Annotated in this window: 22 protein-coding genes and 3 pseudogenes; 12 read left to right on the forward strand and 13 right to left on the reverse strand. The window is 67.8% G+C overall.

The annotated features are described in order from the left end of the window. The 7 genes and pseudogenes from ABT186_RS23120 to ABT186_RS23150 form a co-directional block, all read right to left on the reverse strand. Positions 1-92 (reverse strand): annotated as a pseudogene (locus ABT186_RS23120) (enoyl-CoA hydratase/isomerase family protein); the annotation flags it as partial. Positions 93-938: 846 nt separating this feature from the next. Then, positions 939-1,160: a hypothetical protein gene (locus ABT186_RS23125; protein ID WP_351926544.1), complete on the reverse strand. Its 222-nt coding sequence runs from the start codon at positions 1,158-1,160 to the stop codon at positions 939-941. Between the two features lie 390 nt (positions 1,161-1,550). Next, positions 1,551-2,405, reverse strand: a complete 855-nt coding sequence (locus ABT186_RS23130; protein ID WP_351926546.1) for a helix-turn-helix domain-containing protein — start codon at positions 2,403-2,405, stop codon at positions 1,551-1,553. A gap of 827 nt (positions 2,406-3,232) precedes the next feature. Then, positions 3,233-3,791, reverse strand: a pseudogene (tpg, locus tag ABT186_RS23135) (telomere-protecting terminal protein Tpg). A 6-nt stretch (positions 3,792-3,797) separates the two neighbouring features. Next, a pseudogene (locus ABT186_RS23140) lies at positions 3,798-4,627 on the reverse strand (telomere-associated protein Tap); the annotation flags it as partial. 277 nt (positions 4,628-4,904) lie between these two features. Continuing rightward, positions 4,905-5,573 carry a hypothetical protein gene (locus ABT186_RS23145; RefSeq protein WP_351926550.1) on the reverse strand — a complete coding sequence of 223 codons (669 nt, stop codon included), beginning with the start codon at positions 5,571-5,573 and terminating at the stop codon, positions 4,905-4,907. Between the two features lie 57 nt (positions 5,574-5,630). Then, positions 5,631-5,804 (reverse strand): hypothetical protein, encoded by a 174-nt coding sequence (locus ABT186_RS23150; RefSeq protein ID WP_351926552.1) that lies wholly within the window; start codon positions 5,802-5,804, stop codon positions 5,631-5,633. A 177-nt stretch (positions 5,805-5,981) separates the two neighbouring features. On the opposite strand from ABT186_RS23150, the gene ABT186_RS23155 reads away from it, so the two are divergent. The 4 genes from ABT186_RS23155 to ABT186_RS23170 all read left to right on the forward strand — a co-directional run bounded on the left by ABT186_RS23155 (position 5,982) and on the right by ABT186_RS23170 (position 10,446). Further along, a complete protein-coding gene (locus ABT186_RS23155; protein ID WP_351926553.1) occupies positions 5,982-6,188 on the forward strand; it encodes a hypothetical protein in 207 nt (68 codons plus the stop codon). 436 nt (positions 6,189-6,624) lie between these two features. After that, positions 6,625-9,078 carry a hypothetical protein gene (locus ABT186_RS23160; protein ID WP_351926555.1) on the forward strand — a complete coding sequence of 818 codons (2,454 nt, stop codon included), beginning with the start codon at positions 6,625-6,627 and terminating at the stop codon, positions 9,076-9,078. A 2-nt stretch (positions 9,079-9,080) separates the two neighbouring features. Further along, complete coding sequence (locus ABT186_RS23165; protein WP_351926557.1) at positions 9,081-9,605, forward strand: hypothetical protein; 525 nt, start codon at positions 9,081-9,083, stop codon at positions 9,603-9,605. Positions 9,606-9,840: 235 nt separating this feature from the next. Continuing rightward, on the forward strand, positions 9,841-10,446 hold the full coding sequence (locus ABT186_RS23170) for an HAD family hydrolase (RefSeq protein WP_351926559.1): 606 nt from the start codon (positions 9,841-9,843) through the stop codon (positions 10,444-10,446). Here ABT186_RS23170 and ABT186_RS23175 read toward each other — a convergent pair. After that, entirely contained in the window at positions 10,443-12,092 is a 1,650-nt protein-coding gene (locus ABT186_RS23175; RefSeq protein WP_351926560.1) for a hypothetical protein, read from the reverse strand. The two genes, ABT186_RS23170 and ABT186_RS23175, sit on opposite strands and share 4 nt — an antisense overlap. Before the next feature lie 119 nt (positions 12,093-12,211). Here ABT186_RS23175 and ABT186_RS23180 point away from each other — a divergent pair, with 119 nt between their 5' ends. The 7 genes from ABT186_RS23180 (at position 12,212) to ABT186_RS23210 (ending at position 16,915) form a co-directional block, all read left to right on the forward strand. Then, positions 12,212-12,499, forward strand: coding sequence for a hypothetical protein (locus tag ABT186_RS23180; protein ID WP_351926562.1), 288 nt, complete (start codon positions 12,212-12,214; stop codon positions 12,497-12,499). Beyond that, positions 12,496-13,107, forward strand: coding sequence for a hypothetical protein (locus ABT186_RS23185; protein WP_351926564.1), 612 nt, complete (start codon positions 12,496-12,498; stop codon positions 13,105-13,107). The genes ABT186_RS23180 and ABT186_RS23185 overlap by 4 nt, the downstream gene beginning before the upstream one ends. Next, entirely contained in the window at positions 13,104-13,970 is an 867-nt protein-coding gene (locus ABT186_RS23190; RefSeq protein WP_351926566.1) for a 2-phosphosulfolactate phosphatase, read from the forward strand. Before ABT186_RS23185 ends, ABT186_RS23190 begins: the two co-directional genes overlap by 4 nt. Before the next feature lie 25 nt (positions 13,971-13,995). Next, positions 13,996-14,418 (forward strand): nuclear transport factor 2 family protein, encoded by a 423-nt coding sequence (locus ABT186_RS23195; RefSeq protein ID WP_351926568.1) that lies wholly within the window; start codon positions 13,996-13,998, stop codon positions 14,416-14,418. A 15-nt stretch (positions 14,419-14,433) separates the two neighbouring features. Beyond that, a complete protein-coding gene (locus ABT186_RS23200) occupies positions 14,434-14,862 on the forward strand; it encodes a nuclear transport factor 2 family protein (RefSeq protein ID WP_351926570.1) in 429 nt (142 codons plus the stop codon). Positions 14,863-14,942: 80 nt separating this feature from the next. Beyond that, the gene (locus ABT186_RS23205) at positions 14,943-16,121 is read left to right on the forward strand and encodes an aminotransferase-like domain-containing protein (protein WP_351926572.1); all 1,179 of its coding nucleotides are present in this window, start codon (positions 14,943-14,945) and stop codon (positions 16,119-16,121) included. A 344-nt stretch (positions 16,122-16,465) separates the two neighbouring features. Then, a complete protein-coding gene (locus ABT186_RS23210) occupies positions 16,466-16,915 on the forward strand; it encodes a hypothetical protein (RefSeq protein ID WP_351926574.1) in 450 nt (149 codons plus the stop codon). 725 nt (positions 16,916-17,640) lie between these two features. Here the strand turns inward: ABT186_RS23210 and ABT186_RS23215 are convergent. Further along, entirely contained in the window at positions 17,641-18,066 is a 426-nt protein-coding gene (locus ABT186_RS23215) for a hypothetical protein (protein WP_351926576.1), read from the reverse strand. Positions 18,067-18,440: 374 nt separating this feature from the next. Between ABT186_RS23215 and ABT186_RS23220 the strand changes: the two genes are divergently transcribed. Continuing rightward, on the forward strand, positions 18,441-19,937 hold the full coding sequence (locus ABT186_RS23220; protein ID WP_351926578.1) for a hypothetical protein: 1,497 nt from the start codon (positions 18,441-18,443) through the stop codon (positions 19,935-19,937). 87 nt (positions 19,938-20,024) lie between these two features. On the opposite strand, the gene ABT186_RS23225 is transcribed toward ABT186_RS23220, so the two are convergent. From ABT186_RS23225 to ABT186_RS23240, 4 genes are all read right to left on the reverse strand, one after another. After that, on the reverse strand, positions 20,025-20,792 hold the full coding sequence (locus ABT186_RS23225) for a hypothetical protein (RefSeq protein WP_351926580.1): 768 nt from the start codon (positions 20,790-20,792) through the stop codon (positions 20,025-20,027). 931 nt (positions 20,793-21,723) lie between these two features. Then, positions 21,724-21,885 carry a hypothetical protein gene (locus ABT186_RS23230; protein ID WP_351926582.1) on the reverse strand — a complete coding sequence of 54 codons (162 nt, stop codon included), beginning with the start codon at positions 21,883-21,885 and terminating at the stop codon, positions 21,724-21,726. A 166-nt stretch (positions 21,886-22,051) separates the two neighbouring features. Continuing rightward, positions 22,052-22,672 carry a hypothetical protein gene (locus tag ABT186_RS23235; protein WP_351926584.1) on the reverse strand — a complete coding sequence of 207 codons (621 nt, stop codon included), beginning with the start codon at positions 22,670-22,672 and terminating at the stop codon, positions 22,052-22,054. Beyond that, positions 22,673-24,751: a DnaB-like helicase C-terminal domain-containing protein gene (locus tag ABT186_RS23240; protein ID WP_351926585.1), complete on the reverse strand. Its 2,079-nt coding sequence runs from the start codon at positions 24,749-24,751 to the stop codon at positions 22,673-22,675. Between the last annotated feature and the right edge of the window lie 1,562 nt (positions 24,752-26,313).

Here is a 26,313-nt window from a genome sequence, read left to right on the forward strand (position 1 = left end):
AGGGCGGCCATGCCGGGCGGGAAGGGGATGTTGATGTCGGCCTCGGGCAGACACCAGAAGGCGCGGTCGGCGCGCATGACACGGAAGTCGTTCGGAGCGTTGCACCGTCGCTCCGCGACGTTACAGGCTGGCTAGGTGGACCGACGCCGGCCCTCGCTTGCCGTTACATAATTAGGTGCGGGGCGTGGCGGCATCGTTTTGTTCGGGTGCTCTTGTGAGTTTCTGACCTGCGATTTAATTCTCTGGGGGCGCTCGACCCTGGTGGCAAGGTGGAGCTGACTTGCCAAGCGCCCTCCGGCGCCCTTCCTGCCTCAATACTATGTAACGCTCTCGGGGTCGGTACATAGTATGTAACGGCTACTCTTTGTGTTGGGAGGAGTGGTCTGAACCTCTGGTGAAACACTCGACGCCTGAAAGGCATACAGAAAACCTCCCAGAGGGATTCTGTAACTCGCCAAGAGAGTGCATTCACTCCCGTCGCATTGCCTGTTTTCTTGTGGGATGTTGGTTATTCTATACCGATTCTCTCCGGATGGTGTTCTCCAAAGGGGTGAATCGTTGTGTGCGAAGCAGAATATCAGGACCTAATTCGGGGCTCGTTTTTCTTGTGCTCGGGTTTCTTTGGCCGGTTCTCGGGAGGTGTGTGGGAGCTGGTGGGAGGCCCGTAGGGCCTTTGTGTCTTCCGCCGGTTCGTCGCCGTGGTACCGCCCAATGGTGCTTTCGAGCAGTCTGGCGGTCGACACGAGACGGAACCGTCTTCACCATCGCCATCAACCAACCCCTGACCGCGCTCGCGTCCCGGACGCCTTACCGCGTCGACGAGTTCGTCGCGGGCCACACCCTCGGGCGACGCCGTACGACGCTCACTCCTGCCAGCAGGCACGCCGCCAGCCCGCGACAGCCAACGGCAGGCACATCACCCGTCGTCGCGATCCTTGCTAGAACTCGTACGCATCGTTGGCCAGTTCCGCCGCTATCTGCGAGCACCGCATATCCGCCTTCGCGTCACGGCCGGCGTGCCCCGCGGCCCGCCGCATCATCAGCTCCGCTGCGCCGAGGAGCTGTTCGGCCTCCAGACACAACAGCTTGCGTTCCGTCTCCATCTCGATGTCGAAGACAACGCTGATGGTCGGCGTGAGAATGACATGGCCCTTCGTCACTCATGCCAGCACCAAGGGAGCACCACCCGCCAGCGTCAACGACCAGGTCACCGCACCTGCGCCACTGACGCCCAGACGACGACGCTCAACCGACACTCCCCCGCAGACCATCACGCAGCCGAGTACCGATGGCGTGCCACCCGCCTCACCGCCAACGCCGCCGCACCGTACCCACCGAACTACAGCAGCGGCTGACCCCCAACACCGAGCCTGGTGGTCACCGACCTGGGCATGGTCGGCCTGTCCTTCATCCCAGCCGCCAGCTCCCGGCGGCTGCCGGGTGTCATCCGCTGGCGCTCTGCCGGGCCGGCCGACGGCCCGGAGACGCATGCATGAACACTCTCCCCGATACGCGTCCGGGGCCCGAGCCGGTGGTTCGGGCCCCTATGGTCAAGCAGCTTGAACGCGTGCGCAGTACGGGCAACTGGATCCACGGTCATGGACGCTGGCATACCTGAACCGGCTGACCTGCTCGCACGTCAAGCACTTGGCTGTCCAAGGCCTATACGTTCCAGGGAAGGGATCGATCGGTTGAAGTCCGGCTCGCCGCATGACCGCTACAGCATCGGCGGCAGTGATCCTGTGGAGTCGCTTCACCCCTGAGGCGTCCGGCGAGGCGTGTCCGGTGACGTCGGTGTCCCGGTTGACCCCTCTGCCATTGCCTGCCGCTTCCTCGCGCCGTCGGATACGGATCCAGGCTTCCGTCCAAGCGGGGAAGACTTCGTCCCGGACATCACAGGCAACGAGGTAGGCATGCAGCTGGCGCAGCGAGGCAGTTGGTTGCTTGCGCTCCCGGATACGCCAGGCCGACATACGGGAAAGCGGCGTGAATTCCGAGGCCCGGGCCTCCGCCCGCCTCTCCATCTGTCGCACCGATGGCTCGCCGTTCTCCAGCCATGCGCCTCGCAGGGCTGCCGCCAGGTCCGCCGGCGTGTGCACCAGCTTCAGGTGTGGCGCGTCAACTCTGTCAGGGGCGGGCGCGCACGCCTCCTTCCACAAGGCCTCTACTGTTGCGAGGTCCAGTCGACAGGCCTCTGCGATGGCTTGGACCACCGGCCACGGCGGGCGGACATGACCAGCCTCGGCACGCTGGACGGTGGCTATGGAGCGGTCGATCTTCTGGGCCAGCTCCGGGCGGGTCAGGCCGCGCTGCCTTCTGCCGCGGCGCAGTTCCTCGGCGAGTCGGCCTGGGCCGTGCTTGGGGTCGGGGACAGGCTCAATCGGGCGCCCCCGTCGCGGTGTCATCGTTCTGTCTGCTGCTGGCCAGCCAGCAGCAGACACAAGACAGTGCGAAGCGCACGTGAGACGCCAAGCGATCCCATCCGCGTCACAAGCACGGCGAGCAGCCCGGCGCTGTAGAGAAGGGCTGTCACGTGGGCCAGCGGGACACCTCGGAGGCGCACAATGACCGCAACCACGATGATGACGATGGCGACGGCGCACTCACCGGCCCTCATCCCGGACCTGGGCCCGGTCGTGCAGGCGGCCAGGGAACGCTGTGCAGGCATACTTCCCCCTCGAATCATTCCGGTGCAGGGCAGCCGGATATACGGCTATGGCTCCAACCACATGCCGCACGGCGTTTGGCCCCGCCGTACGGTGCACAGCATGCTGCCAGCGTTCGAGGGGCACTGAGGCCCGAACGGGCTCCTTAATTCACGTCTGTCCCGTGTAGGGCTGAAGGGGCAAGTTGGCAATCCCCGCTGGATATTGGCCACAGCTTCAACGCGGAGTAATGGTGGCGCGTTACCTGACCAGGTATAACGTCGTACCGCACCCAACCAGGTATAACGTCGTACCGCACCCATGGGACGCCGCATCAGATGCTGCGCCGACGGCATATTCGTTCATTATTGGCACAGTTCGTTTGCGGCAGACGTTCATGACCTGCGACCATCCCAACCAAGGCCCCTGCGGGGCCACCTCCCCTGATTGCTAATGGCTCCAACCACAGCTCCCAGGGACTTTGTGGGGTCGTGTTGGCTCACGGCCCCACAGCAAGAGCCGGAATCCAGAAGGATTCCGGCTCTTCGGCTTAGTTTCCGGTTCCGTCTTACCTCTCACTCGTCCGGCTACAGCTCGATGCCGATGTCCTCAATGTCGGTGTACTCCACGCCCAGGCCGTGCGCGCGGGTGTTGTTGGCGCGGAAGTACATCTGAGCGAGGCCCTCGGCCGCGATCTGCTGGAGTTGCTGTTCGGTGGCGCCCTGCACCCGGGCGGTGAACAGGCGGTCCGCGAACTCGGGTGGCAGAGCTTGGGTGATGTCGCGGATCCGGGCGTTGTCGGTCGTGCCCGGCGTGCCGGTGAACCCGAAGCGGGCGCGGGTGGAGACGACCAGCCCGGCGGTGGTGGCGGCCTTCTTCTTCGCCTTCGCCCTGACCTGCGGCTGCCACCGCTTCTTGACCTCGCGGTCTATGCGCTCGCGCAGCTCCCGGCGGGGCCGCTTGAGTGTGCCGACCACGTACCGCTCCACGGTGCGCTGGGACACCCCCAGCAGCTGGGCGACCGGCTTGGTGCCCTTGAGCTGCTTGACCAGGTACTTCATCTGCGCCTGTGCGCTCTTGGGGGGCGGGGCGGGTGAACGCCCCTTCCAGCGCGCGGTCCAGGCTGTCCCCGATCGAGTCCACCATCGCCGGTTACTCCCCTTCCCTGGCCGTCTGGTCGGTCTTGATGAGGTTGGCGATGTTGAACACGCCTCCCTGCTCCTCGAACTGCTGCTCCGCCCACAGCACGGTCTGGGTGCCCTGGTGCTTGACCATGCCGGGCGAGACACCGAACCGGAACGAGCCCGGGGCGGGCTTGCCCTCGGCCGTGTACGGCAGGAAGTCCAGCGGGGAGTGACCCCCGGCGAGGAGTAGACGAGGGCGTCGGTGCCGATCGCGACCGGGTAGACGTCGGCCGCGGCCGCAGTCTTCATCATCTTGCGGTGCATGCTGATCCGGACACTGGCCAGCACGGCGGCCCGGATGTCGGGACGCCACGTCTTGCGCTCCAGGGCCGGCCACGGCTCGTAGTACGGGACCTGGCCCCGGTTGCGCTGCCGCAGCTTGCCGATCCCGCCCTTCGCGGTGGCCTTGATCGCCTTCAGCACCAGGGCCAGGGCCGGGTCGACGTCCTTGGAGCGGGTCATCGCGTTCAGGAACTCGCTCCCGCCCATGTCCGTGGTGACGCCGAGGTCGGCCATCGTCGCCACGTATGCGTGGCGCAGCCGCTTGTACCAGGGGTCCAGGTAGCGGCCGGTCTGGGTGCGCACGTACGCCTCGATCGGCGCGACGTCGAAGCCCAACTCCTGGGCGTAGGCGACGGTCGGGGTGGCGTACCAGGCCGGGTCCTCGGGGCGCTCGCCGGTCGGTGTGAACGGCGAGGGGAGACGGTCGGCGTCGACGGTGCGGCCATTGATCTCAACGCGGGAGAGGTCGACGTGGGAGAGGTCGACCAGCCACGAGCCGGGCAGCGCCGCATCGAACCAGGTGGTGGTCGGCATGAGGATGACATGGCCCTTCGTCACTCATGCCAGCAACGAATGAGCACCACCCGCCAGCGTCAACGACCAGGTCACCGCACCTGCGCCACTGACGCCCAGACGACGACGCTCAACCGACACTCCCCCGCAGACCATCACGCTCTGCCGCGCATCGGCGGCTCGCCGGACACGCGGCGCCAGCGCGGCAAGAGCGCGGCCGATGGCCTGCCCGTCACCGGTCACGTCGCCGTGCCGTCAGCTCAACGATCGGACACCCTGTTCACCGATCCCAATCATCGGAGCCCACCGCGTTGTTAGCGAAGTTGCGGACGGCTTCGTCCACTTCCATCTGGTGGTCAGCGTCGAGCTGCTTATACAGCTCCTCATGCTCTTCCTCGGTCAGAGTCTCGATGCCGTTGATCAGGTCAGCGACGATGCTCTCCTGTTCATCCCAAGTCAGCTGTCGCTTGGGTCCGTGTTCCTTCAGCGCCTTGCTCACCGTCTTGACGAGCAGCTGCGGCACGACCGATTCGCCCGCGATGACCTCGGTCCACTCCAGCGCGTAGACGAACAGGTCCCGCAGGTCGCCGGCGGCGGCCGGGACGCAGGCCGCCTCGGTGAACAGCGCATCGAAGGACTCCGGGTCTTCGGGGGACCAGGCGGACATCAGGCGCAGGGTGAGCCCCCGGGCGGGCGTCGCCCGCCCGACCGGTCTCCTCGTCTCTTCCTCGGCAGGCTCGCCAGTCGCCCAGTCGACACCCTCCTGCCCTGTGATCGCGTGGATGTAGGCGGCGGCCGCGTGGCCCATCGCCAGCAGGTCGCCGACCGGTAGTGCCAGCACCGCGTCAAGGTGGCGCTCGGCCTCCTTCACCTCGCCGAGGATGGCATGGGCGACGGCGGCCTGCAGGTGGACTTGGGCGAGCTGGTTGTCATCGGCTAGGTGCTGCACGTTGGGTTCCTCTCGGTGGTTGGGCGAATGACCGTCTCGGTGTCGTCGACGGTGGGCTCAGCGCCGGCTCATGATGCGCAGCGCCTCAGCCAGACGCCGGGGCGGCAGCGCGCACGGCACCACCGGCTCATCCAGCCTCGCGCGCAGCTGGGGCGGGGACACGGTGCCGCCCGTCGCGTACGGCACCTCCTCGCCACCGTCGTCGTCCTGGCCGTACTCGCCGAACGGCAACGTAACGGCTGCCGCCGGCCCCGCGCAGGCCGACCCGACAACAGGGACGACCGTGCGGGGCCGAGGGCGTCGGCATGCCGCCGCCAACGCCGGGTCGATCCCGCGCCCCCGGCCCGCCCCGGTGCCTGCTCATCCTGACGGCGAAGGCGTACGCCACCACCGCAGCTCGCCGAGAGCGTGGCCGTCTGCCTGGAGCCGCCCTTCGACAACCCGTACGAGGCGCTCATGGAACAGCTCGGCGAAGACCCGGACATCTTCCGCATTCCCGGCGACGCGACGGGGCCCGTGGGCTTCGGCGAGAGCTGGTTGCGGGCCGTGCGTGAACTGCCGTGTGCAGCAAGAGCGGTGGGCAGCCGCACAGACAACGATCTGAAAAATCCTTGAGGGAGCTGGCCGGCGGCGCAGTTTCCCGTACGGCCGCAGTCCATGAGCCATGGCTCTACGCGCGTCCTCCATGGATTATTTAATCCAACTTGTCTGATTTGTATGGTAACTGGCACTCTGTCAGGGCACGTCAGTGGTCCTGACGACCTGCCAGCCCCGTGCCGCCGTCGGCGGAGAAGGCGCGAGCCGTGCGCCGCGGGGCCCCCGCTGTTCGAGGGTGAGCTTCCGGTGGCGTGCACAGTCTCCGATGGTGGACTCGAAGGGGCAGACGGTCTTCGCCGCTACGAGGTGCGTGACGGTGACGGCGGCCCTCGCCGGTGCTCCCTGGACTGGAGTGCCATGCAGTTCGGGTGCGTGCCGCACCCGGCGCCGCCGGATGCGCCGAGTCGCGCCCGGGGCCACGAGGGCTCCCGGAGTTAGGGACCGTCTGTTTCCCATGTCTGTCCAAGAGACCCCTGAGGGGTCCTTCCCGTCTCCGACCCACTCGACCTGGGCGGAGAACCTTTACGAGGCCATCTTCAACACCTGTGTGGCAGAGGGTTTCGCGCCCGTTCCCCGCCAGGCCGTGCTGGAAGGTCTCGCTCCGGCGCTCGGCCGGGGCGAGGCCAAGCGCGTCATCGAGCGCCGCCGCGGGAACCGGTTCCTGCGCGCCACGGCCTACCACATCGAGCAGCGCGACACCGACGGGGCGTTGCTGGTGCTGAAGGTGGAGCTGCACGGTGCGGCGACGCTGCCCTGGGTCATCAACGACCGTACGCGCAGCGCGTGGTTGCATCCGTCTGCCGAGAACCAGGAGCGCCTAGAGGAGCTCGTCGACCAGCAGCGACTGGTGGCCGCGTGGACCGTCGGGGTGGAGCGTGCGAAGGCAGCGCGGCGGGCGCTGGCCTCGACCGCGACGTCGGCGGAGAAAGACGCGGCGGTAGCCGCGGTGGAGATCGCCGAGGGAGAACTGGCGCGTGCGCGGCGGGAGCTGGAGGCGTGCGAGCAGGCGCTGGGCAAGCGGCGTCCGCTGCCGGTGGTGCGGGCCGTCACCGAGGACGGGGCCCCGCTCGCGGCTCTCACGACGGAGGAGGTCCGTGCGGAGGTGGCCGCCGAGGTGCAGCGGTACGCCGTGGAGATGCTGCGGCGTCGGGCGCGGCAGCGTCCCTACGACCTGGTGGAGTCCCTGGTGCAGGAGGGCCAGCGGGATTCCACCGTGGTCGTGCTGCAGCGGACTCCGGTGATCGACCCGGACGGGTCGCCGCGATACGTCTGGCGGGGTCAGCAGGCCACGGGGGCCAATCGGGCCGATGCGCGGCTGGAGACCTTCGGGGTGTCGGCGCTGCAGCTTCTGACCGGGGTGCCGCAGGCTCTGCTGCGGCTGCCCGGGGAGGAGGAGAACCGGCGGATGGTCGTGCGGGGGCTGGGTGAGATCCTGCGGCGGATCAGCGCCCTGCTCAACGCCGAGTACGCCGACCCCGACCGGGATCCGGAAGGGCGTGCGCAGCGGGCGGTGCGGATCGCGCAGGTGCCGGCCCGTGTCGTGGTCGGCGCCAAGAAGCCGGAACGGCTGGAGGAGTCGCTGCGCCAGCTGAATGTGCACGAGCACCTGCGCGGCCAGCTGGACTACGAGGACATGGACCGCTCCCTGGGGCTGTGGTCGACGTTGGTCAAGGCCTACCAGGCCGAGGGGCTGCTGGGTGAGTTGCTCGCCCAGGAGGTCGCCCAGGGCCGCGTTGCGGTCGGTGAGCTGGACGAGGACGCGATCGCCGACGCTTTGGTCGGGGCCCGCGCGCTTGACGCACTCGAGGTCCTGCTGTCGCCGGGAGACGAGGTGATCCCCATGACCCTGCGGGACGTGGCGATCCGTTGCGCCACTGTCATGCTGTTCCCTCCGGTCCCGCCGCGTCCGGAGAACCTCGCGCCGCGCGCGCCGATGCCCACCGGCCGGTACTGGCCGGTGGTTCGTGCCGCCCTGCAGGAAGCCTCCTGGAGCCAGGAGAACGGCCCGAGGGCCAAGCGGCGGACGGAGATCTGGGCGGCCGTGGTCGCTCAGCACTTTCTCCGGCCCGGTCCCCTCGCCGCCGCCGAGGGCCTGTTCGGCAAGCCCGAGGTGCAGTTCGGGGTGCGGCCCGATGCACGCAGCCTCGCCTCGCTGCTGACCGCCTGCCGTCAGGGGGATGCTGCGGCCTGGGAGACCCTGGTACGGCGGCATCTGGTGCCCGGCATGATCAGCGGTGCTGAGCCGTTCGTCACGCCCAACGAGGGCTCGTTCAAGAGCGCGGACCGTAAGGGTGTGCGGCGTGCGCCGTCCAACGCGGTCCAGTCGCTGGTGAACGCTTACACCGACCCGCCCCAGGGTGTCACGCGTGAACTGCTGCTCGCGTTCGCCGAGGCAGTGCTGCGCGCCCCGGACTCTGCGGCCGGGGACGGCTTGGTGCCGGGTACCTTCTGGGCTCCGGACCCCCTCGGTGATCCGCGCGAGGGGGTCCTCGCCGACAAGGAGTGGTTCGACAACCTCTTCCCCCTGACGTCGTTCCGCAAGGGCGAGCGCCAGAAGCCGCCTGCGGACGACGCCACCGGTGCCAAGGACGAGGGCAGTGGCGGAGACACCGTGGAACTCGAGGAGGAGATCCCGGAGGGTCCGCTGGCCCGCATGACCCGCCTGCGCGCGGAACTGGCCTCTGCGGTGAGTAGCAACACGGAGAGCGTCGCCGCCGTGGCCGAGCAGATCGGCCAGCTCCTGGCGATCATCGAGGACGCCGTTCGCGCCCGTGAGGACGCCTGCGCCCCGGAGGAGCCCGCCGAGGTGCAGAAGCTGTACGTGAAGGACTTCGGCAAGATCAAAGAGGAGGCCGCGAAGATCGCGCCGCTGCTGGACGCGGCCACCCTGGCGGTGATGTCGCTGTGAGCGTGGACTGCTGCACGGAGCCGGTAGCCGGGCCGGTGGTCGACGCGCGGGTGCTGCGCCATGCCTGGACGGCGCTGGGCCCGCTGGTGCGCGGCGACTGGCCCGTCCTGTACAGCCTGGAGCCCCACCAGCGGGCGGAGAGCCTCGCGGTGCTGGACGAGGTGCTCGCCGGGCTGTACCTGGCACTCGACGCCGACGGGCGGCTTCGGTGGCTGGGCAAAGCCCACCGCGACGGCGGCATCGGTGGACGGCTGCAAGATCACTTCCGGCATCCCGAGCGGGCACGGGTCTTCGCGGGAGTGTTCGCCGTGGCGGCCGACCCGTTCAGCCCACCGAAGGCGATCAAGGCCGCTGAGGGCCGGGCCGCCGACCTGATCGGGCTGCGCGGCCGCATGGGCCCGCGCACGTGGCCCGCGGTCACCCAGGCCCAGTGGCTCGCCCTGGTCACCTCCCGGCCCGCGCCACGGATCGTCCGTCCCCGGCCTGCCGGGGACGACACTGGTGACCGGTCGGCGATACCGGCCTGACGGACCGGCCCCGGTCCGCGAACGAGTGCTCCCCAGCCGCTGCTTCCAGGCGTGCCGGGAGCACCCTGCAGGTGGGCGTGGGAGTCAGAGCGCAAGAGGGACCGCACCGAGGCCTGGGGACGTCGGTGCGGCGTAGGCCGTCGCCAGGTGTGCGGCGACCAAAACCGAATATTCCCGAAACACTCCGGGGCCGTGGCCGGTGGCCGAGCAGGAGTTCAGCTGTACCGTCTTCTGTATGCCTGGTGCCAAGTGGGTGCTGTTCGACTTCGCAGGTGTCCTTGGCCTGCATCAGTCGGAGCGGGATAGACGGTACATGTTGGAAACTGCAGGCGTCGAAGCCAGCAGTTTCTGGGAAGAGTACTGGCGCGAGCGGCAACCCTACGACGCCGGCACCATCTCTGCCGAGGAGTACTGGTCGCGCATCGGCACGAGATTGCAAGTGAAGTGGACACCCCCGCAAATCACAGAGTTGATTCGACTTGATGTCGCCAGCTGGCTTCGACCTAATCAAAGCCTGCTGGAACTCGTTCCCGAACTAAGGGCGAGCGACTTTCGGCTCGCCATTCTCTCCAACGCTCCACCCGAACTGGCCGATGCCGTCGAGCAGCTGCCCTGGCTGAGTTCCTTTGAACAGTTTGTTTTCAGCTGCCGACTCGGCTTGACGAAGCCCGACGTTCGCTGTTACGAAGCCGCGCTCCTGCAACTACGAGCGCGGCCAGAAGATGTTCATTTCTTTGATGATCGCCGGGACAACGTTGCGGGCGCCGCAGTCGCCGGACTACGCGCCTTCCTGTTCGCCGATCCTGGCGATGTTGGACGACTCCTTCATGCATCCTGCTAATCGACAATCAGGCCCAGTTCGTGCCGATGTCGCCAAGCTAGGGAAAGACACGCGCGCCCGGCAGGAAGAGTGCCTGGGTGAGTTGCGTAGTGCTTGACAGACTTTTCCGTAAACGGAATCCCTTTATAGGGACGATCTTCCTTGAAGTCGTAGTTGATGCCTGCGAATTCGACTCGCTCGTCTGGGCCAATAATTGTACCTTCCTGACCCGTTTTCTGCATCTTCGCGAACAACGTGTCAAACTCTTCTCGATCGAACACGCACACCGTCAAGATCTCGGGCTTCCAGGTGACTGGATATAGCCCTATACCGAGGTACCATGCAGACGCCCTACCCGACGATATCTCATCGTAGATTGGGTGATACGGCTCGTCTTGTGCGACGTCAATCGGAGGCAGAGCCGGATCCCTTGCCTCCTTGTGATCGAGCATCTCCTCGACGTATTCGCGAACCATTGTCGCCTCGATCTTCAACTCCTCCGGGTGTGGCGCTCCATCGCGGGATGGCTGGAACTCGCCAGCCGGGATTACGTGGACGGTCCCCATGGCGGTGGCGACGTTGCCTCTCTGTACGAGGTAGAACATCAGTCCGTCAGGAGAGCGTCTAACCGTCAGTGTATTGATCCCTGGTATTCCGCTGCGTCGAGAAAGGTCGAATGGGTCGCCGAGCCATTGGCGGAACGGCCCGTCGATTTCGTCCGAAAATGAGTGTTCCCGCTGCCAGGCTGCTTCGAATAGCAGTGCTTCGCCCGTGTCGAAGTGATCCCAGTATTGAGTCGTCGTGAACGTCAGCTTCGGAGAGTGATCCGAGGGCTGCACACCAAGCAGACGATAGGACGTACCGTCGAAGAAGGATCCCGGCCGGTCGTAGCGTTGAACCGCGTCAGAGTAGCGCCGTGTCGGCTGCCCGGCGGCAGTCGGCCAGTAGTGGATGAGTTGCGCGCGCGCTTGGTGCAGGTAGTCGGATCCTGGGTCTTCTACGTACTCAAGCAACACCTGCTGCAACGGAAGCGGCCCAGACGGAATCCAACCCTCTTGTGTAAGTAGCGGGATTCCCCTGTCCCGACGCTCGTGATCGTGATGCGAGATGGCTGCAGCTATGATCCTTTTCGGGTTGGTCGCCGCTGCTTCTCGTACGCTCTTGAATTCGATCCGCGTACGCTCGTCGCGCTCTTGCAATGACCCGGAAATTTCGGATGGCGGCGGAATCCGGACTTCCCTGCTGAGGGCCCGAATACGTGTTGCGATAGAGTTCTCGATCTCATCTTCGACCTGAGCCTTGCGCCACGTGTCGGATACAAAATTCCCGTACTTTTCCTCGTCGTAGGCTCGGGCCGCCTGCTCTCTCCACTCGGTGGGGCTTCCCTCTCCTGTTTCCAAACCGTACAGGAACCTGGCCACACGCTTCAGTCGTGAGTCTCGAATACCGGGGATGTCGCCTGTACCGTCGATGGCATCTGAGATGAGCTTGCGCAGATCAAGAATGAATGTCTGCGGTGATCCGATGATTTCCCTGAGCACCTTGAGCTCAAGAGGACTTACTGTCCGGCTATTCTCGTCGACCCTATCAATTCCGCGCCGACGAACCTCTGAAAGTTCCTTGACCAAGGGATCTTTACTGCTCGTGGAGAGGGCCTGCTTGACCATGCGACCACCTTCCAGATCATGACCCGGTTTGTGTCCCGCTTGTCGGCCTATCAGTGCAGGTACGCGCCGTGTTTCCTGGAGTTCTCCCTCTTTTCCAATACGCGAAGGAGATGCTCCCAGTGTCCTCCATGCTCGCCGCTACGCACACCTGGATCCCGTCCACCAACGCTCTCTGCCGCGCCGCTGACGTTGGCCCGGCCTCCCGATTCGGACGGAAGATTCTGACGATCGCTACCCCGGCTGCCGCCACAGCTGCGGTGCCGCGCCGCGGCGCCGCAGAGGCGATCGTCAGCGAGATTTCACTGTCCCCTGCGGCTGTCGTCGTCATCGTGACGACCGACGCCTCGCTCGACTACTCGGACGCCTGGACCCTCGCAGAGCACGAGCTGAGCCGGAGCGGGCAATGATTCGAGCCGAGCACGACCACATCTCCTTCACCTGCACCGACCCATGCGCCGGGCTCGACTTCGACTTCCAGACTGTGCTGCTTGGCCGTCGCGTCAAGCTCGACCACTACGTGCATGTGCTGCCCGACGTGAGCGTGCTCATGCACGAGACCGAACGGCTTGTCCTCCGCGGCGGGCGTGTCGCGGAGGAGCCCCATCTCTTCCCCGACGACGTCTGCCCGGATCAGCCCGTGCACCCAGGGTGGCGCAAGCACATAGCCACGGTGGCAGCGGAGCAGGGCCTGATCGTGCTGGCCGCACCGGCGAGTGAGTGTGACCAACTCACGGAGCACCTGAAGGCGCGCGGCACGGATGTCCCTCACCACATCGCCGTCTCAGTGACCGACGTCGACGCCTCGATGGCCGCGTGGACTGCAGCGGGCTGGCAGGCCGGCAGGCTCGCCGCCGATGAGGACCTCGCCCAGATATTCCTCACCGACAGGTTTGGCCAAATCGTCGAGCTGATCAGCCGGAGTGATCCCGACAGCGCCATGACGTTCACCTGCCCGAACATCGCCCGCCTCTCGGCCACAGAGGACCAACTGCGCCAGGAGGGACGACAGCCGTGACCACAACTCCTCCCACAGCGATGCCCAATGACGTCATCCAACAAATCGACCTCTCCTACGCGGCGATCGGCATCAGCAGCCCGAACACCATCCAGCCCCATCTGCTCCGGCCCGAGAGCGACGTCGTGATCATCGATGCGTTGCGCTCGACGACGACCGACGTAGCCGTGCTCGCTGCCGGCGCCACCCACCTGCTCATCAAGGCGAAGCCGCCCGAGGACGTCACCGTCGACGTCGCGGCCCAGTATCGCCACCTGTTCAAGGACGGGACCTTGTTCGTGATCGGCGGCGAGAAGCACGGAAGGCCCCTCCCGGGGGCCGCCTTCGGCAACAGCATCCTTGCCGACCTCGTGCCGGCGAGGGTCGACGGGGCAGTCGCGATCAAGTACTCGACCAACGGCGGCCATGCCTTCACCACCGTGAAGCAGCTGCTCGCCGGCAGTTCGAAGCCTGCCATCTTCCTTGCCACCTTCGCTAACCACGCCGCTGTAGCCGCACGCCTGCGCGAGCGCGGGCGCCAGGTCGTCATCGTGAACAGCGCCTTCTACGGCCGATGCTCATTGGAAGACGCCGTCGTCGGCGGCCGCATCCTGCGCAGCCTCGGACTCCCCAACGATCAGCTCGACGACGACGCTCTCCTGATGGCGCTGGCGGCTGATCGGTTCGGCGACGACGCCGAGCTGCTCATGACCCTGCACCGCCACCGCATCGGCACCGCGCTCGCCCACTACGGCCACGCCGACGACATCGACGCCGCCGTCACAGGACGCGGAGTCGACACCGCTCTGTGGACGCGCATGCGCCACACCGTGCCTGTTGCGACGTGGGTCGGTGACATCCCCGTGGTCACGGCCCGTTCCTGAGCCCGACAACAACAAGGAGAACAAGATGAACGACCACACCGCCACCATGCTCCGCTGGTTCGAGTTGCTGAACCATGGTGATTCCAACGGCATCGTCGGCCTCTTCGCCGAGTCGCCCTACATCAAGAACGCGGCCAACCCCGAGCTGAGCGGGCCCGCGGCCGCCCGCACCCTCGTAGATGACTTCTTCACCCGCACCACCGAGCGCACTTTCCTCGTCCACGGCACCGCCGTGGGGAGCACCCACTCGTTCGCCTGGTGGACAGCAACGTTGACCTTCAAAGCAGGCAGCACGGTGGCTGGCCGCATCCTCGCCGAGCCCTTCTCCGCCGAGATCGAGGGCATCGACGTCTTCGCCTTCGACCAGGCAGGCCTCATTCAGACCGTCCACATCATCCACCAGACCACCACGGTGACCCTCGCCGCGGCGCAGCACGCCGTCGCCTGAACAGAAGGAGCCAAGATGCCCATCGACCTCTCCACCGCCACCGAGATCGTCGACCGCTACCTCGTGGCCGAGGAACAAGCTGACTCCGAGAGCATCTCGGCCCTGTTCAGCGAGAACCCGCGCATCAAGAACGCCGCCAGCCCGGAGCACACCGGCCCAGACGCCCTCACGACGTTCTGCCGCGGATTCTGGGACCGGACAGAGCGACGGGCTTTCGAAGTGATCGGCATCTCCGTGCAGGACAACACGATCTACGCCATCGTCAATAGCGCGCTGCGCTTCCGCGCCGGTACCGCGTTCGGGCCGGTGATAGCCCGCGGGACGTTCGAGGTCACCTTGCCGACGGCGCTCAAGTTCGTCGTGAACAAGAACCACAAGATCATCGACCTTCTCGTATGCCACGAAACGACGACGGCCGCACGACTCGCAGCGGGTGCACGATGAGCAGGGCCTCGCAGCCGAGCACGCGAGCCGTGCTGAGGGCCACGACGGCGTTCATGCCGGGCGCCCCCTCAGCACCCGGCATGGTCAGGCTCGACTACGGGCTGCCCGACCGCGCCACCTTCCCGACCGGCCCGCTTGCCGAGGCCGCCGGGCGGGTGTTGGGGCAGCCCGAATGGGCTGCGATGGCCCTGTCCTACGGAGATCCGCTCGGAAACCGTGAGGCCGTCGCCAGGCTCATCGACAGCCTGTACGCCGAGGACATCGACCCGAAGGCCACCGTCTTGACCACCAACGGCGCCATGGAGGCTCTGGAGTTGGTCTGCATGGCACTGTTCGAGCCCGGAGATGTGCTCCTGGTCGAGCAGGCGACTTTTGCCGGCATCCTGCCAGTTGCTCGTGCCGCCGGCGCCGTGGTCATTGGTGTGCCAGCCGATCTCGGCGGCATCGACGTCGACGCCGCTGAACAGATCATCGATGCCGTGTCGGCCTCAGGCAGGCGAGTGCGAGCCCTGTACCAGGTGCCCACCAGCGCGAATCCCACGGGAACCTGCCTTCCCATCGGGCGGCGCCAGCGGCTCGCGGCCCTGGCCGAACGGACCGGATTCATCCTCATCGAGGACGACGCATACCGAGACATCTTCTTCTCGGACTCGGCGCCCGAGACACTGCACCGCTTGGCGCCCGACCACGTGGTGCATGTCCGCACGTTGTCAAAAGTGCTGGCCCCAGGGCTTCGACTCGCGGTCGTCGCTGCCCCGCTGTGGTTGGCCAAAGCGATCGTCGCGCTCAAGCCGGTCGGCGGCACCGCCCCGCTCGTCACCGAGATCGTGTCGGCCATGCTCGACGACTTCGACATCAGGCTTCACCGGGCCGCGCTGCGGGTCCGCTACGGCGAGCGCCGCGATGCCCTGGCTGAGCAGCTCGCCAACCACCTCGCCCCCGCCTGCCGGTGGGCAGTGCCATCGGGTGGATTCTTCATGTGGATCGAACTTCCGGGCGCGGTCAATCCCGCGAAGGTGTGCAGCAATTGCGCTGCGGCCGGTGTGATGGTGCTGCCCGGCTCTCTGTTTTCAGTCGACGGGCGGGTGACGAGGGCTCTTCGCGTGTCATACAGCTTCGAGCCAGCTGACCGGCTGGCTGGCGCAGCGCGTCAGCTGGCTGACGCCGTCTCCGCCGCCATGAATGAGGTGGTCGTCAGCCGTGACGCTGCGGGGCCTCCAGCCGTTTTCCCAGCGCCAGGCAGTGACACGTTCTACTGATGTCCACCAGCCAGACGCACGACTTACTGGAAGCGGGCGGCGGCCTGCTGCGAGGCGCTGCCGTGGACCACGTTGGAAGTGGCTGCGTACAGCTTGCCCCATGCGTCCAGGACGTTTTCCTGTGCGGCGCCCAGGCGTTGGGTCCATTACCCGCTCGGCCACGCCCTTGGCCCGGCGCCGGTGGTAGCCGCCGGGTGTGTCGAGCTCGACGCGCAGTTCGTCGGCGGCCTGCCGCATGCGCTGCAGCACCTCCTGCGGATCCCACCGACCATCGGGCCGGTAGGCGTCCACCGCCTTCAGCAGGGTGCCTGGCCGCGCTCTTCAGCCAGGAGCTGTTCGAGGACGTGGTGTGGGCCTGGCAGGCTCTGGGCGAGCACCTCGGGTTCGCCAGCACGGCCCCGGACAACTTGTGGGCGCCCCGGGCGGCGCGGCAGGCGGTCGTCGAGCTGAAGACGGGGTGCACCACCGACACCATCGCGAAGAAGGACATGGACCGGCTCGGCGGCAGCGTTCGCTGGCTCAACGATCACAACCCGGCGGGGGAGGCCTTGCCGGTCATGCTGCACCCCAGCTGGGTCAGCGACGACAAGGCCACCGCGGTGCCGGGCATGCGCGTGGTCACGCCGGCCACGTTCGGGAAGCTGAGGGAAGCCGTGACCAGTTACGCGGCCGCGCTCGCCAGCAACCCGATCCGCTGGGCGGACGAACAAGCCGTCCGCGAACAGCTCGCGCACCACAAGCTGACCGCCGACCGCTTCTTCACCACCTACGCCGAAGCCGTACGGGCCTCCTGACCGCTGTCAGCGTCGGGAACCGGTGCTGGCCTGCCGCTACTTCTGCAGGTCACACCGGTTCACCGAAGGAGCGCGTAAAGGGTCCCGTGTGGACGGTATGCGCGCGAGCTCGGAGGCGTGTAGGCGGCATCGGCATGGGGCTGCGAGCGGGAGGAAGGCGTGTCAGCGGCATCTGGTGAGCTGGCTGTTGCAGGGCCGAGGATGCTCCGTACGGAGCGCAGGGTGTGGAGTGCGTGGAGGTCACGACGTTCTTCCCCAGCGGGGAAGGCCTTGGCATGCGAGCAGCTCGCGGCAATCCGGCTCCAGATGCGGGGTGTGGCCGAACTGGTTCATCAGGTCCTGCCAGCCGTGTGGCCAAGGTGTCATGAGCGGTGCGCTGACGCTGCCAGGTGCCCGGGCCGGGAACCGTCACGCTCCCGATCCGCACGAGCGGCCCATCGGACGGACAGTCCCAGATCCGGAGCATCCGCCCGGTCCGCCGCTCCCCCGCTTCCGCACTGGCCCGGTGGTCGTCCAGGCTCCGCTCTCACGCGGCCTTCGAAGCCGGCACGACCACCCGCTTCCACGGCCCCAGATAGGGGCTGCCGCATCCGGCGCAGCGGGCTGTGGGAGGGCGCGCGCATGACGGTGTAGGGGCGTCGATGACAGCGGTCAGGGCGGGCCACGCCGGGGTACAGGACCCCCGGCACCGGAAGCAGGCGCCGGGGCGGGCCCGTTCCGGCGGTTCATACCCGTGCGGTGCCGGCGGCGGGGGGCCGGGTGCGGCGGCTGTCGGGCTTCCTGCCGACCTGCAGGGTGACGGCGTCGACCTCGCCGTCCTTGTAGGCGGTGCGGATGCCGGAGACTGACATGCCGCTGGCCTCGGCGAGCGGCTCGAGCTTGTAGGGACGATCTCCGTGAAATTCGCGTGCGTAGGCGAGGAGTTCGCGGATTTCCGTCTCGGCGGCCTCCTTGCGGGCACGGGCGTTGCCGAGCGCCACCAGCAGGGGGTCTTCTTCCAGGTCGTCACACATGGCCTCAAGACTCCCGGCGTACTCCTGACGGTCCCTGAGCGCCTGTTCAAGGGCGTCGGGGAAACAGCCCTCGGGGGTCACGCTCCCAGGTGTCGGCAGAGGGATGTGGATGGCTGCGAGGTCCTCAATCAGATCCATGATTACGACCATCGCAAAAAATTGCGCCACGCGCAATAGAGTGGGGGTGCGACACTGCCTCTCCAACCGCAGCCCGACGTAGGACACTTGAGGGGGCAGCAGACCGTCCAGAGCCGGGAGGTGGCGTGCCGCGGGACCAGCGCCTGGTACAGACGGCGGTGATCGGCCATACAGAGTCGGAGATACCGGTCGTGCTGCCCATGCAGGCTGGCGAGGTGGCCCTGTTCCGTCGCTCGCACGCGGCGGACACCTTCTGGTGCGGGAGGTAGCTGGGCGGATGCGGAGGCCGCCTGACGATCAAGACATACGAGGACCGGGTCTGCCACTTCACCCACATCCCCGACCCTGGTCGGGGTCCGTGCCACCGGGCCGCGGTGGGTGTCGCCAGCGCCGACCACCTCCACATCAAGCAGCAGATCCTTGCCTGGCTGGCCGGTCAGTCCGTCACCGCCCGCGCGAGCATCCCGGAGGACACCGAGCGGGTCGGTGGGGAGGTGTTCTTCGAGCCGGGCGGGCACGGATGCCTGCGGGTGCTGCTCGATACGCAGGCCACGCTGCCCGCGGCCGTGGACGGCACGCAGTTGCTGCTCGGCCCGCAGGTCGCGCACGACCCGTACCGGCTGACCGTCGACGGCTTTGTGCTGCGCATCCGCTGCGACGCTGACGCCACCGGCCGCCGCGTCCTGATCGGCACCCAGACCCACGACGGCACCCAGTGGTTCGGCCTTGACGAATGCCGCCTCATGCCGTGGGGGCTGTCCACCCCGGCCGTGGAGGAAGTACGACGGCTGCGTGGCACCGTCCGCCCCCTCGGCATCGTCCCGCCCCGCGCCGCACCGGCCAAGCCTGCGCCTGCGGCTCGGCCGGTGGCCGCTGTTCAGGCGCACGAGGACCGCGCCGTGGCCTTCGCTGCCCTGCAGCAGGCCGTCGAGACGGACAGGTCAGTGCGCGAGCTGCGTCACTGTCTCACCCGCGCGGAGGCCACTGTGCGTGGCGGCGCGAGCGCGGTGGAGAACGAGTTGCTGCGCCGCGCCACCGACCTGCTGCTGCGCAAGGACCGCGGCGTGGGCGTCAGCGCGCCACCCCCACCCGCCCGACGCGGCCGGCTGTCACGGCCCCAGCCCCGGCCAGCGAAGACAGGCTCCACAGCGACCGGCGAGGCACAGCGCGCGGCCGAGGCAGTCACCGACCTGCTGGACGCCCTCGACCGGCGCCGCGGCCACTTCCTCCTCGGCGAGCAACAGCGCCTGGTCGCCCAGCTGGAGAACAAGGCACGCCACGCCGAACCCTGGCTGACCGGCCGCCAGCGCAAGAAGATCACCGAATGGAAGAACCGGACACCTCAGAACCCGCCGGCCCCCAGGAAAGCAGCAGCACCACTGCCGTCGCTGCCACCGGCCGCCGTCGGCCCGGCGCCTGCATCCGTGCCCGAGGTGAGACGCAAGCCGAAGCGAGAACGCCACGAGGAGATACCCTCTGCCCGGCCAACGGACCTGGACCTGGTCGCGGACGCCGCCCGCGACGTCCTCGAACACGCCGCCCGGCTCGGCAAGACCATCCCCTTCGAGCTGCTGTGCGCGCAGGTCAAAGGACTGCGACAGCTGAACGAGGAGCAGCAGCGCCGGGCGCTGAAGACAGCCTGCGCCCCCTCCCGTGCCGGACAGCCGCTGGCAGCCCTGATCACCACCGGCAACGGGACCCCACACCCCCACTACCAGCACCTGAACCGGCAACCGGACCGCGGACCGGCCGCCCAGGCTGCCTGGCAGAAAGTGGTGGCGGACGTCCACGCCGCCTACCGGCCCCGACCCCCACCACCCGGTGCCCAACCCGGCAGCCACCGCGAAGGCGGACGCGCACCGGGCCGGTAACAGCCGATCACCGCCCTTGCGTTGTCGGCAGTGCGCGCCCAGTCGCCGCGGCACAGGGGATGTTGCCCCGGCCCCGGGAGCCGCCTGTCAGCGAGCCCGGGCGCGCGCGGTGTAGTCCTCCTGTAGCCGGTTCAGCATGGTGCGGCAGTAGTCGGCCAGCGGCCGGTGCTGGTCCTCGTCGATGACCAGCGCAACGGTGTGGATGCCGTCGGCTCCCGGTATCGCAGCGCGAGGCTGGGAGGCGCGGAGGTTGGGCCAGTAGCGGCTGTGCGCGAACCCGGAGGCCGCACGCCAGGCAGCGCACACCTTGACAGCGGTGAGGCCCGCTGCGGGAGCGGCGGCGAGCAGGATCAGATTCGTCTTGGGCGCGGTGAGCGGGGCAAGGCCGAGGCTGTCGGCGAGGGTGCGGATCTCGGCCCGGCGCTGCGCTCCGGTCATACCTCCACCGGTCGGGAGGTGGCCGGTGTCCTGTTCGTGCTGGTGCCGGTTGCGCATGTCCTCCTCCCACAACGACAGCGCGCGGCGCCGTCGTTCGGCCCGGCCGGAGCCGTCGGGGAGCCACAGGCCGGTGGCGAAGTTCTCCAGGGCGCCGCGCAGCAGCGTCCACGGACTGGTCGGGTCGATCTCACCGGCCACCGTAAGGCGGCGCAGCGCGTCGGCATGGGCCAGGCCGGCGGTGTAGGAGTTGCGGATCAGGTGCGCGGCCGCATACGGGCCCAGCGGTGCGTCGTCGGCGGCCAGACTGCTCGCCGGGGCCGGGGCAGGCAGCTGCCGATAGGCACCTTCTGCCCGGGCCTGCTCGATCTCGGCGAACAAGGGCAACAGGTAGGCGCCGTTGAAGGCCTGCGTGCTCATATCCGGCCACGGTAGGACCTGGGACCTGGCACGGGGTAGCGGTTTTGGAGTGCGGCCCGAGTCGGTGCGGTGCGTCTAGTCGCCTGGATCGGCGGCTGAACTGCGGTCCGGCTCTAGCGCACCTCGCCGCCCGCGAGCCCCCGGCCTGCAAAGCCGCACAGCACTCGCGTTCCCGCAGTGCGACAGTCGCCTTTTGTCGGCCGCCTGCCTACACCGTCGCGGAACCCTGGGCCGGCGCGGCGCCGACGCGTGTATGCTCCCCGGCGAGGCGGCGCGCACGCCAGACTCCCCGCGGACCAGCACCCACGCCCCGCAGGCGGAGAAGGTTCTCCGAATCGCGCACATTCACCGGTCTTTTCCTCGCTTCGGCGCGGGCGTGGGCGTGCCAAGGAGGATCCCGCGATGACTCGCAACCGCCGCCGGAAGCTGGACACCCGCGCTGCTGCAGCTGCCTCTGGTACCCGCTACACCCAAGCCCGCCGCCTGCCCCTCACCACTCCCGGTGCCAGCATCCGCACCTACAAGGGTGAGATCGGCGTCTGCAGCGTCTGTGGACAGCCGGCCTACGACAGCTCAAGCGGCGCCAGCCACTTCGCCGAGCAGGAAGGCGCGGTGTTCTGCCCGGCGTTCCCCGCCGCGGCCAGCGTGCTCCGCATGGATTGGGACGACTTCTCCCTGCACCAGGTCCAGGAGCGGTACCCGCGTACGTTCGACTCTCTCAGGGCCCGGCCAGACGGCGTAGGAGCCCAGCGGAGCGTCGTCGGCAGCCAGCCGGGTGCGGGGCGGGCAACTGCCAGTCGGCGCCCTCCCCGCGGGCCTGCTCGATCGCGCGGAACAGAGGCAGAAGGTAGGCGCCGTTGAAGGTCTGCGTGCTCCTGTCCGCCCACGGTAGAGCGCAGGCTCTGACAAGAGGTAGCCATTTGTGCAGCGCCTACACCAGGACGGCGGGGGCGGCGTCTTCGGCCGTCCAGTCGCCGTCGAACAGGGCGGCGACCAGGCGGGCGTGTGTCTCGGGGGGCTGGCTGGAGCGGTGCTTGGTGTGCGCTTTGGCGTAGTGGTCGGCGTGAGAATGACATGGCCTTTCGTCACTCATGCAGCAACGAATGAGCACCACCCGCCAGCGTCAACGACCAGGTCACCGCACCTGCGCCACTGACGCCCAGACGACGACGCTCAACCGACACTCCCCCGCAGACCATCAGTCTTGCGGGGCGCCGAGCGCCGCTTTGGGCCGGTCAGGTCGGCCGCGGGCGGTCGTGTCAGGCGCCGATGCCGATGTAGGAGACGTAGGTGTAGGCGCCCCAGTCGGAGTCGAGTTCGGCGATGATGTCGTCCCAGAGGTCTTCCAGGGTGTCCAGGTCGCTGGCGACGAGGGCGTCGACGGCGTCGTCCCAGATGTAGCGGACCTGCCGGTGTTGGATCCTCAGGTTGTCGCGGCGGCGTGGCTCGTCGACGGCGGCCTGGTTGACGGGGTGGATCTCGATGCGGGTGCCGCGGCCATTGCGGTTGAGGTGCTGTTTGAGGGCGCCGGGGTTGGTGAGCACGTTGTGGGCTCGTAGGTTCCAGTAGGCGGTGTCGATCGCTTCGAGGTTGGCCGGGCGCGGGCGCTGGGTGCCGCGGGTCCAGGCGCGGATCGTGGCGGGGGTGGCGTGGATGCCGGCGTCGGCCAGGGCTTGGGGGCCGCCTTTGGTGGTAGTGAGGTAGCGCATGCGGGCTTTTAGGCCGCGGCGGGTGCCGACTGGGGATTTGATTCCGCCGTCGATGATCAGGCGTTCGAGGGCGTCTTCGAGGGCGCGGGCGAGGGCGATTTTGCCGTGGACGTTTCCGGGGTCGCGGTCTGCGCCGTAGTTGCCGAAGTTTTTCCATCCGTCGGTCGACATCTATCGGGCGCTCTTCCTCGGCAGGGGGTATTGGTCTTTTTGTTTCATCTGGGTGGTGAGGCGGCCTTCGGTGAATACGGTGCGCCAGTCGCCGGCGACGTGGAGTTCGTCGGTGCCGCGGACGCGGACGACGGTCAGGCCGTTGCTGTGGGCCCGGTGGGATTTATACCAGAGGTTGGCGAATGCCTGGGATCGGATGATGTGCATCCAGTCGGGTCGGCGGATGTCGCGGTTGACGCTTGATTCTCCGATGGTGGAGGTGAATTTCGAGTACATGGCTTTGATGTATTCGACGGTCAGCGTGTCGTCGGCTTCAATGGCGTTTGTGCGGGCCTCGGTCAGGACGCGGCGGAATTTTTCGAGGAGGCCTTCGCTGGCGCCGGAGGTCCAGCGCTCGGTGATGTGCGGGGCCTCGCACAGGCCGAGGCGGGCGCAGCGGATGAGGAGGCGGATGGTGGCGTCGTCGAGGAGGACGGGGCCGTCTTCGCGGCGGTTGCCGATGGGGTCGGGCAGGTGGGGGTGGTGCCAGGTGGGACGGGTGGGGAGGCGGTAGATGCCGGAGCGCTTGGGGTCGAAGCCTCCGTTGGGGTCGTGGATCAGGGCGCCGATGGGCAGATGGGTCTTGAAGGCGGACAGGAAGCTGGCGTTGGTGTCGAGTGCGTTGACGGTGATCGGGGGGTGGGTGCCGTTTTGGAGGGCGTCCATGAGGCGGGTGTTGGTCCAGTTGTGGCGGCCTTCCCAGATTTCGTCGGCGCCGTCTTTGGATTTCTTTCTGAGGAATTCGAGGGTTTCCGGGTAGACGGTGTGCTCGTAATTTCCGCCGACGCGGGTTGCTTCGAACAGGGCCATTGCGTTCGGTACAGCCTTTTTCACCAGGGCTTCGGTTGCGGCGGTGACGTCACCGTCATGGTCGTGGAGGGCTTCGTCGACAGCGCGGGTGATCATGCCGGTGAAGTAACTGTAGTCCCGGTTTGCGTAGCCGCCCTCGGGCGGGGGTGGGGCGGTGCGGCGGGGCGATGACCTGCGTGGAGCGGCTGTGTGGGCTGTCGGGGCGGGCTCGGTGGGGGTGCGGTCCGGGGTTGGGCTGGTGGGGGCTTCCTGCGGGGTCTGTGCGGAGGTGTGCGGGGTCGCGGCCGGCGGTGGTGTCTGTGGCGCTGGGGTAGGAGTGATGGGGCTGGCGTAGGGGTTGGTGGCATCGGTAATGCGGGCGTGGGCGAGGTCGGCGTGGAGGGTGAGGGTGGCCTGCGGACCGAGGTCGCGTTCGGTGATGGTGGCGTGGATCTGGTCGGCGTCGCGGGTCAGGGTGATGGTGATGTCGAGGCTGAGCGCGGCGATGAGGTGGGGGTCATCGGTGTCGACGGCGGCGAGGACGGGGAGCTCGTGGGTGCGGGCTAGATGGGCGAGGGCCTGGGCAGCGTCAGTGATCCGGACCGGGCCGGACAGCGGCAGCCGGGGGTCTTCAGCGGTCTGAAGGCGGTCGACCACGACGAGAGCCAGGCCGGGCAGGTCCGGAACGCTTTCGGCGATCGCGTCGGTGGTCAGGTCGGTGCCGTCGTCGATGTACAGCGGGGCTGAAGCCAGGTGGTGGTGGAGGGCCGCGGTGTCGTCCTGCTCGGTGGGGGTGAGCCGGCCGGCTCGCAGTCGGCGGTAGTCGACGGGCAGGTGCGCGGCGACGATGCGTGCGGCGATGTCGGCTCGGGTGAGTCCGGAGGCGGCGTACAGGACGGGTTGATGCTGGTCGAGGGCGCTGGTGCGTGCGGCGGCGGTAGCGATCAGGCTGGATCCGGCGCCTGGGGCGGCGGCGACGAGATAGAAGCGGCCGGGCTGGAGGCCACCGAGGGCGTCGTCCAGGGTGCGGATACCCGTCGGCAGGCCCATCAGGGGTGTGGGCGTGGTGGTTTCACCGGTGGGGACGGTGGTGGGAAGGACGGTGTCCAGGGCTTGGGCGAGTGCGGCCAGCCGTCGCGGGGTGCGCGGCGCAGTGGTGGCTGGTGGGCCGCTGGCCGGGATGGTGGTCTCGTGGCCAGAGCCGTGCGTCGCGGGAGCGGGGGCCGGCAGGCTCGGCTCGGATGGGGTCAAGGGAGGCGCGGGGAAGACGGTCGGCGGTGTGACCGGGTGCTGGAGTGGCGCAGTGCTGGGTGTGGGGGTGGCGGGGGTTGGAGCGGTAGCAGCCGGCGAGTCGGTGGTTGGGGCCGGTGGGGCTGGGGTGGTCTCGGGTGAGGCGGGGGGTGTATTGGCAGGCGCAGGCGTGTCTTGGGCTGCCGACGCCGGTTCCGGCTGCGGTACTGAGGGTGTGGTGGGTGCAGCGGCCTCTTCGGCCGGGGTAGTTGTCGGCGCGGGTGCGAGGTCTTTGGCGGCTTCGGCTGCTGTGGTCGGAAGGGGGTTCTGGGCTGCTTGCCGACCCTTCGGGAGTGTGGTGGGTTCCGGGGCTGATGAAGCCGGAACTGCTGTGTCTGGTGCGGGCTCGGCTTGAGGTGCGGGCGAGATCGGGGTGCCAGCCGCGGTTGCGGGGAGCAGTACGGCGACGGGGGTCTTGTGGCGGCACAGCACCTGGGGGTGGCCCTCGGCGCTGTACTGAATCAGATCCCCGAGCTTTTTGCGGGCGTCCGCGAAACTGTGGGTGGTGGCTTGAGTGGGGTCCCAGCCCACTTCGGTTGCGTGGGCGAGGGCGGTGAGCAGTGCATGGTGCGGGCCGCGAGTCAGAGGTGTGGGTTGCCCTTCGATGGCGGAGTCGATCATCTGTCGGAGTGTGCTGCGGGCCTCGTGCAGCGTCGCCGGGCCGGTGCGTACCTGGGTGTGTGGTGTTTTCGCGTCAGGGGCGGTAGAGGTTGTTCCCGGCTCCTCCAATGGGCCCTCACCTGACTCGGGTTGACTGTTCTCGCCGTGTCGGCGGCCGGCATCTTCGTAGGCCGTCTTGGCCGCCGCGGACAGGGTGGGAGGCATCGGGAAACTCAGGGGCCAGTTGCCCGCCCAGCGCGGAGCCGGGTCGGACGGCTCTGCCAGGGCTGCGGGCGGGGCAGTGTGGGCGGCGTTGTCCGGCACGGCAGCGCCGGAAGGCGCCTCACCGGCGGTGCGGGATGAACGCGAGGAGGACACCCGGGGACTCCAAAGCAGAAGCGCAAACGGGTTGCGACGGGAAGGTCGGCAGTGGGATCGGCAGCGGCCGCCAGCAGGTGCGGAGCGACCGCGCCGCCAAAAATGTAACGCTACCGCCCAGTCTAGCTGACGGTACATAATGTTGGCCAGAGTATGTAACGCCGAGGATGGAGCGACGGTCGCGTGAGACGTGAGAATGGCATGGCGTTCATGTCAGCACTGACGGGTGAGCGCAACCCGTCAGTGTCAGCGGCCTGGTCGCCTGCCTGTACCACTGACGCTCAGGCAACGAAGTTCAACTGACGCTCCCCCGCGGGCCATCAAAAGCGAGGGAGCAGTGCGCGAGAGCGCCACCGCCGGTCGCCGCCGTGCCCTGCTGATCCCACGAATGGATGTGCCGTTGAACGAGGTCCGCAGGTGGCCAGCCTCGCGCGCGCTCAGAGATGGCTTCCCTCCGCACCGGCTGCTACCCGCGTCGTGCGCCTTGATCGGTTGTCTCTAAGACCACTACGCTGAGAGCGGCTACTGTGTGTGGCGCAGCGGAA

Origin of the sequence: Streptomyces sp. NPDC001634, assembly GCF_040298185.1 — a bacterium.
Taxonomy (GTDB): Bacteria; Actinomycetota; Actinomycetes; order Streptomycetales; family Streptomycetaceae; genus Streptomyces.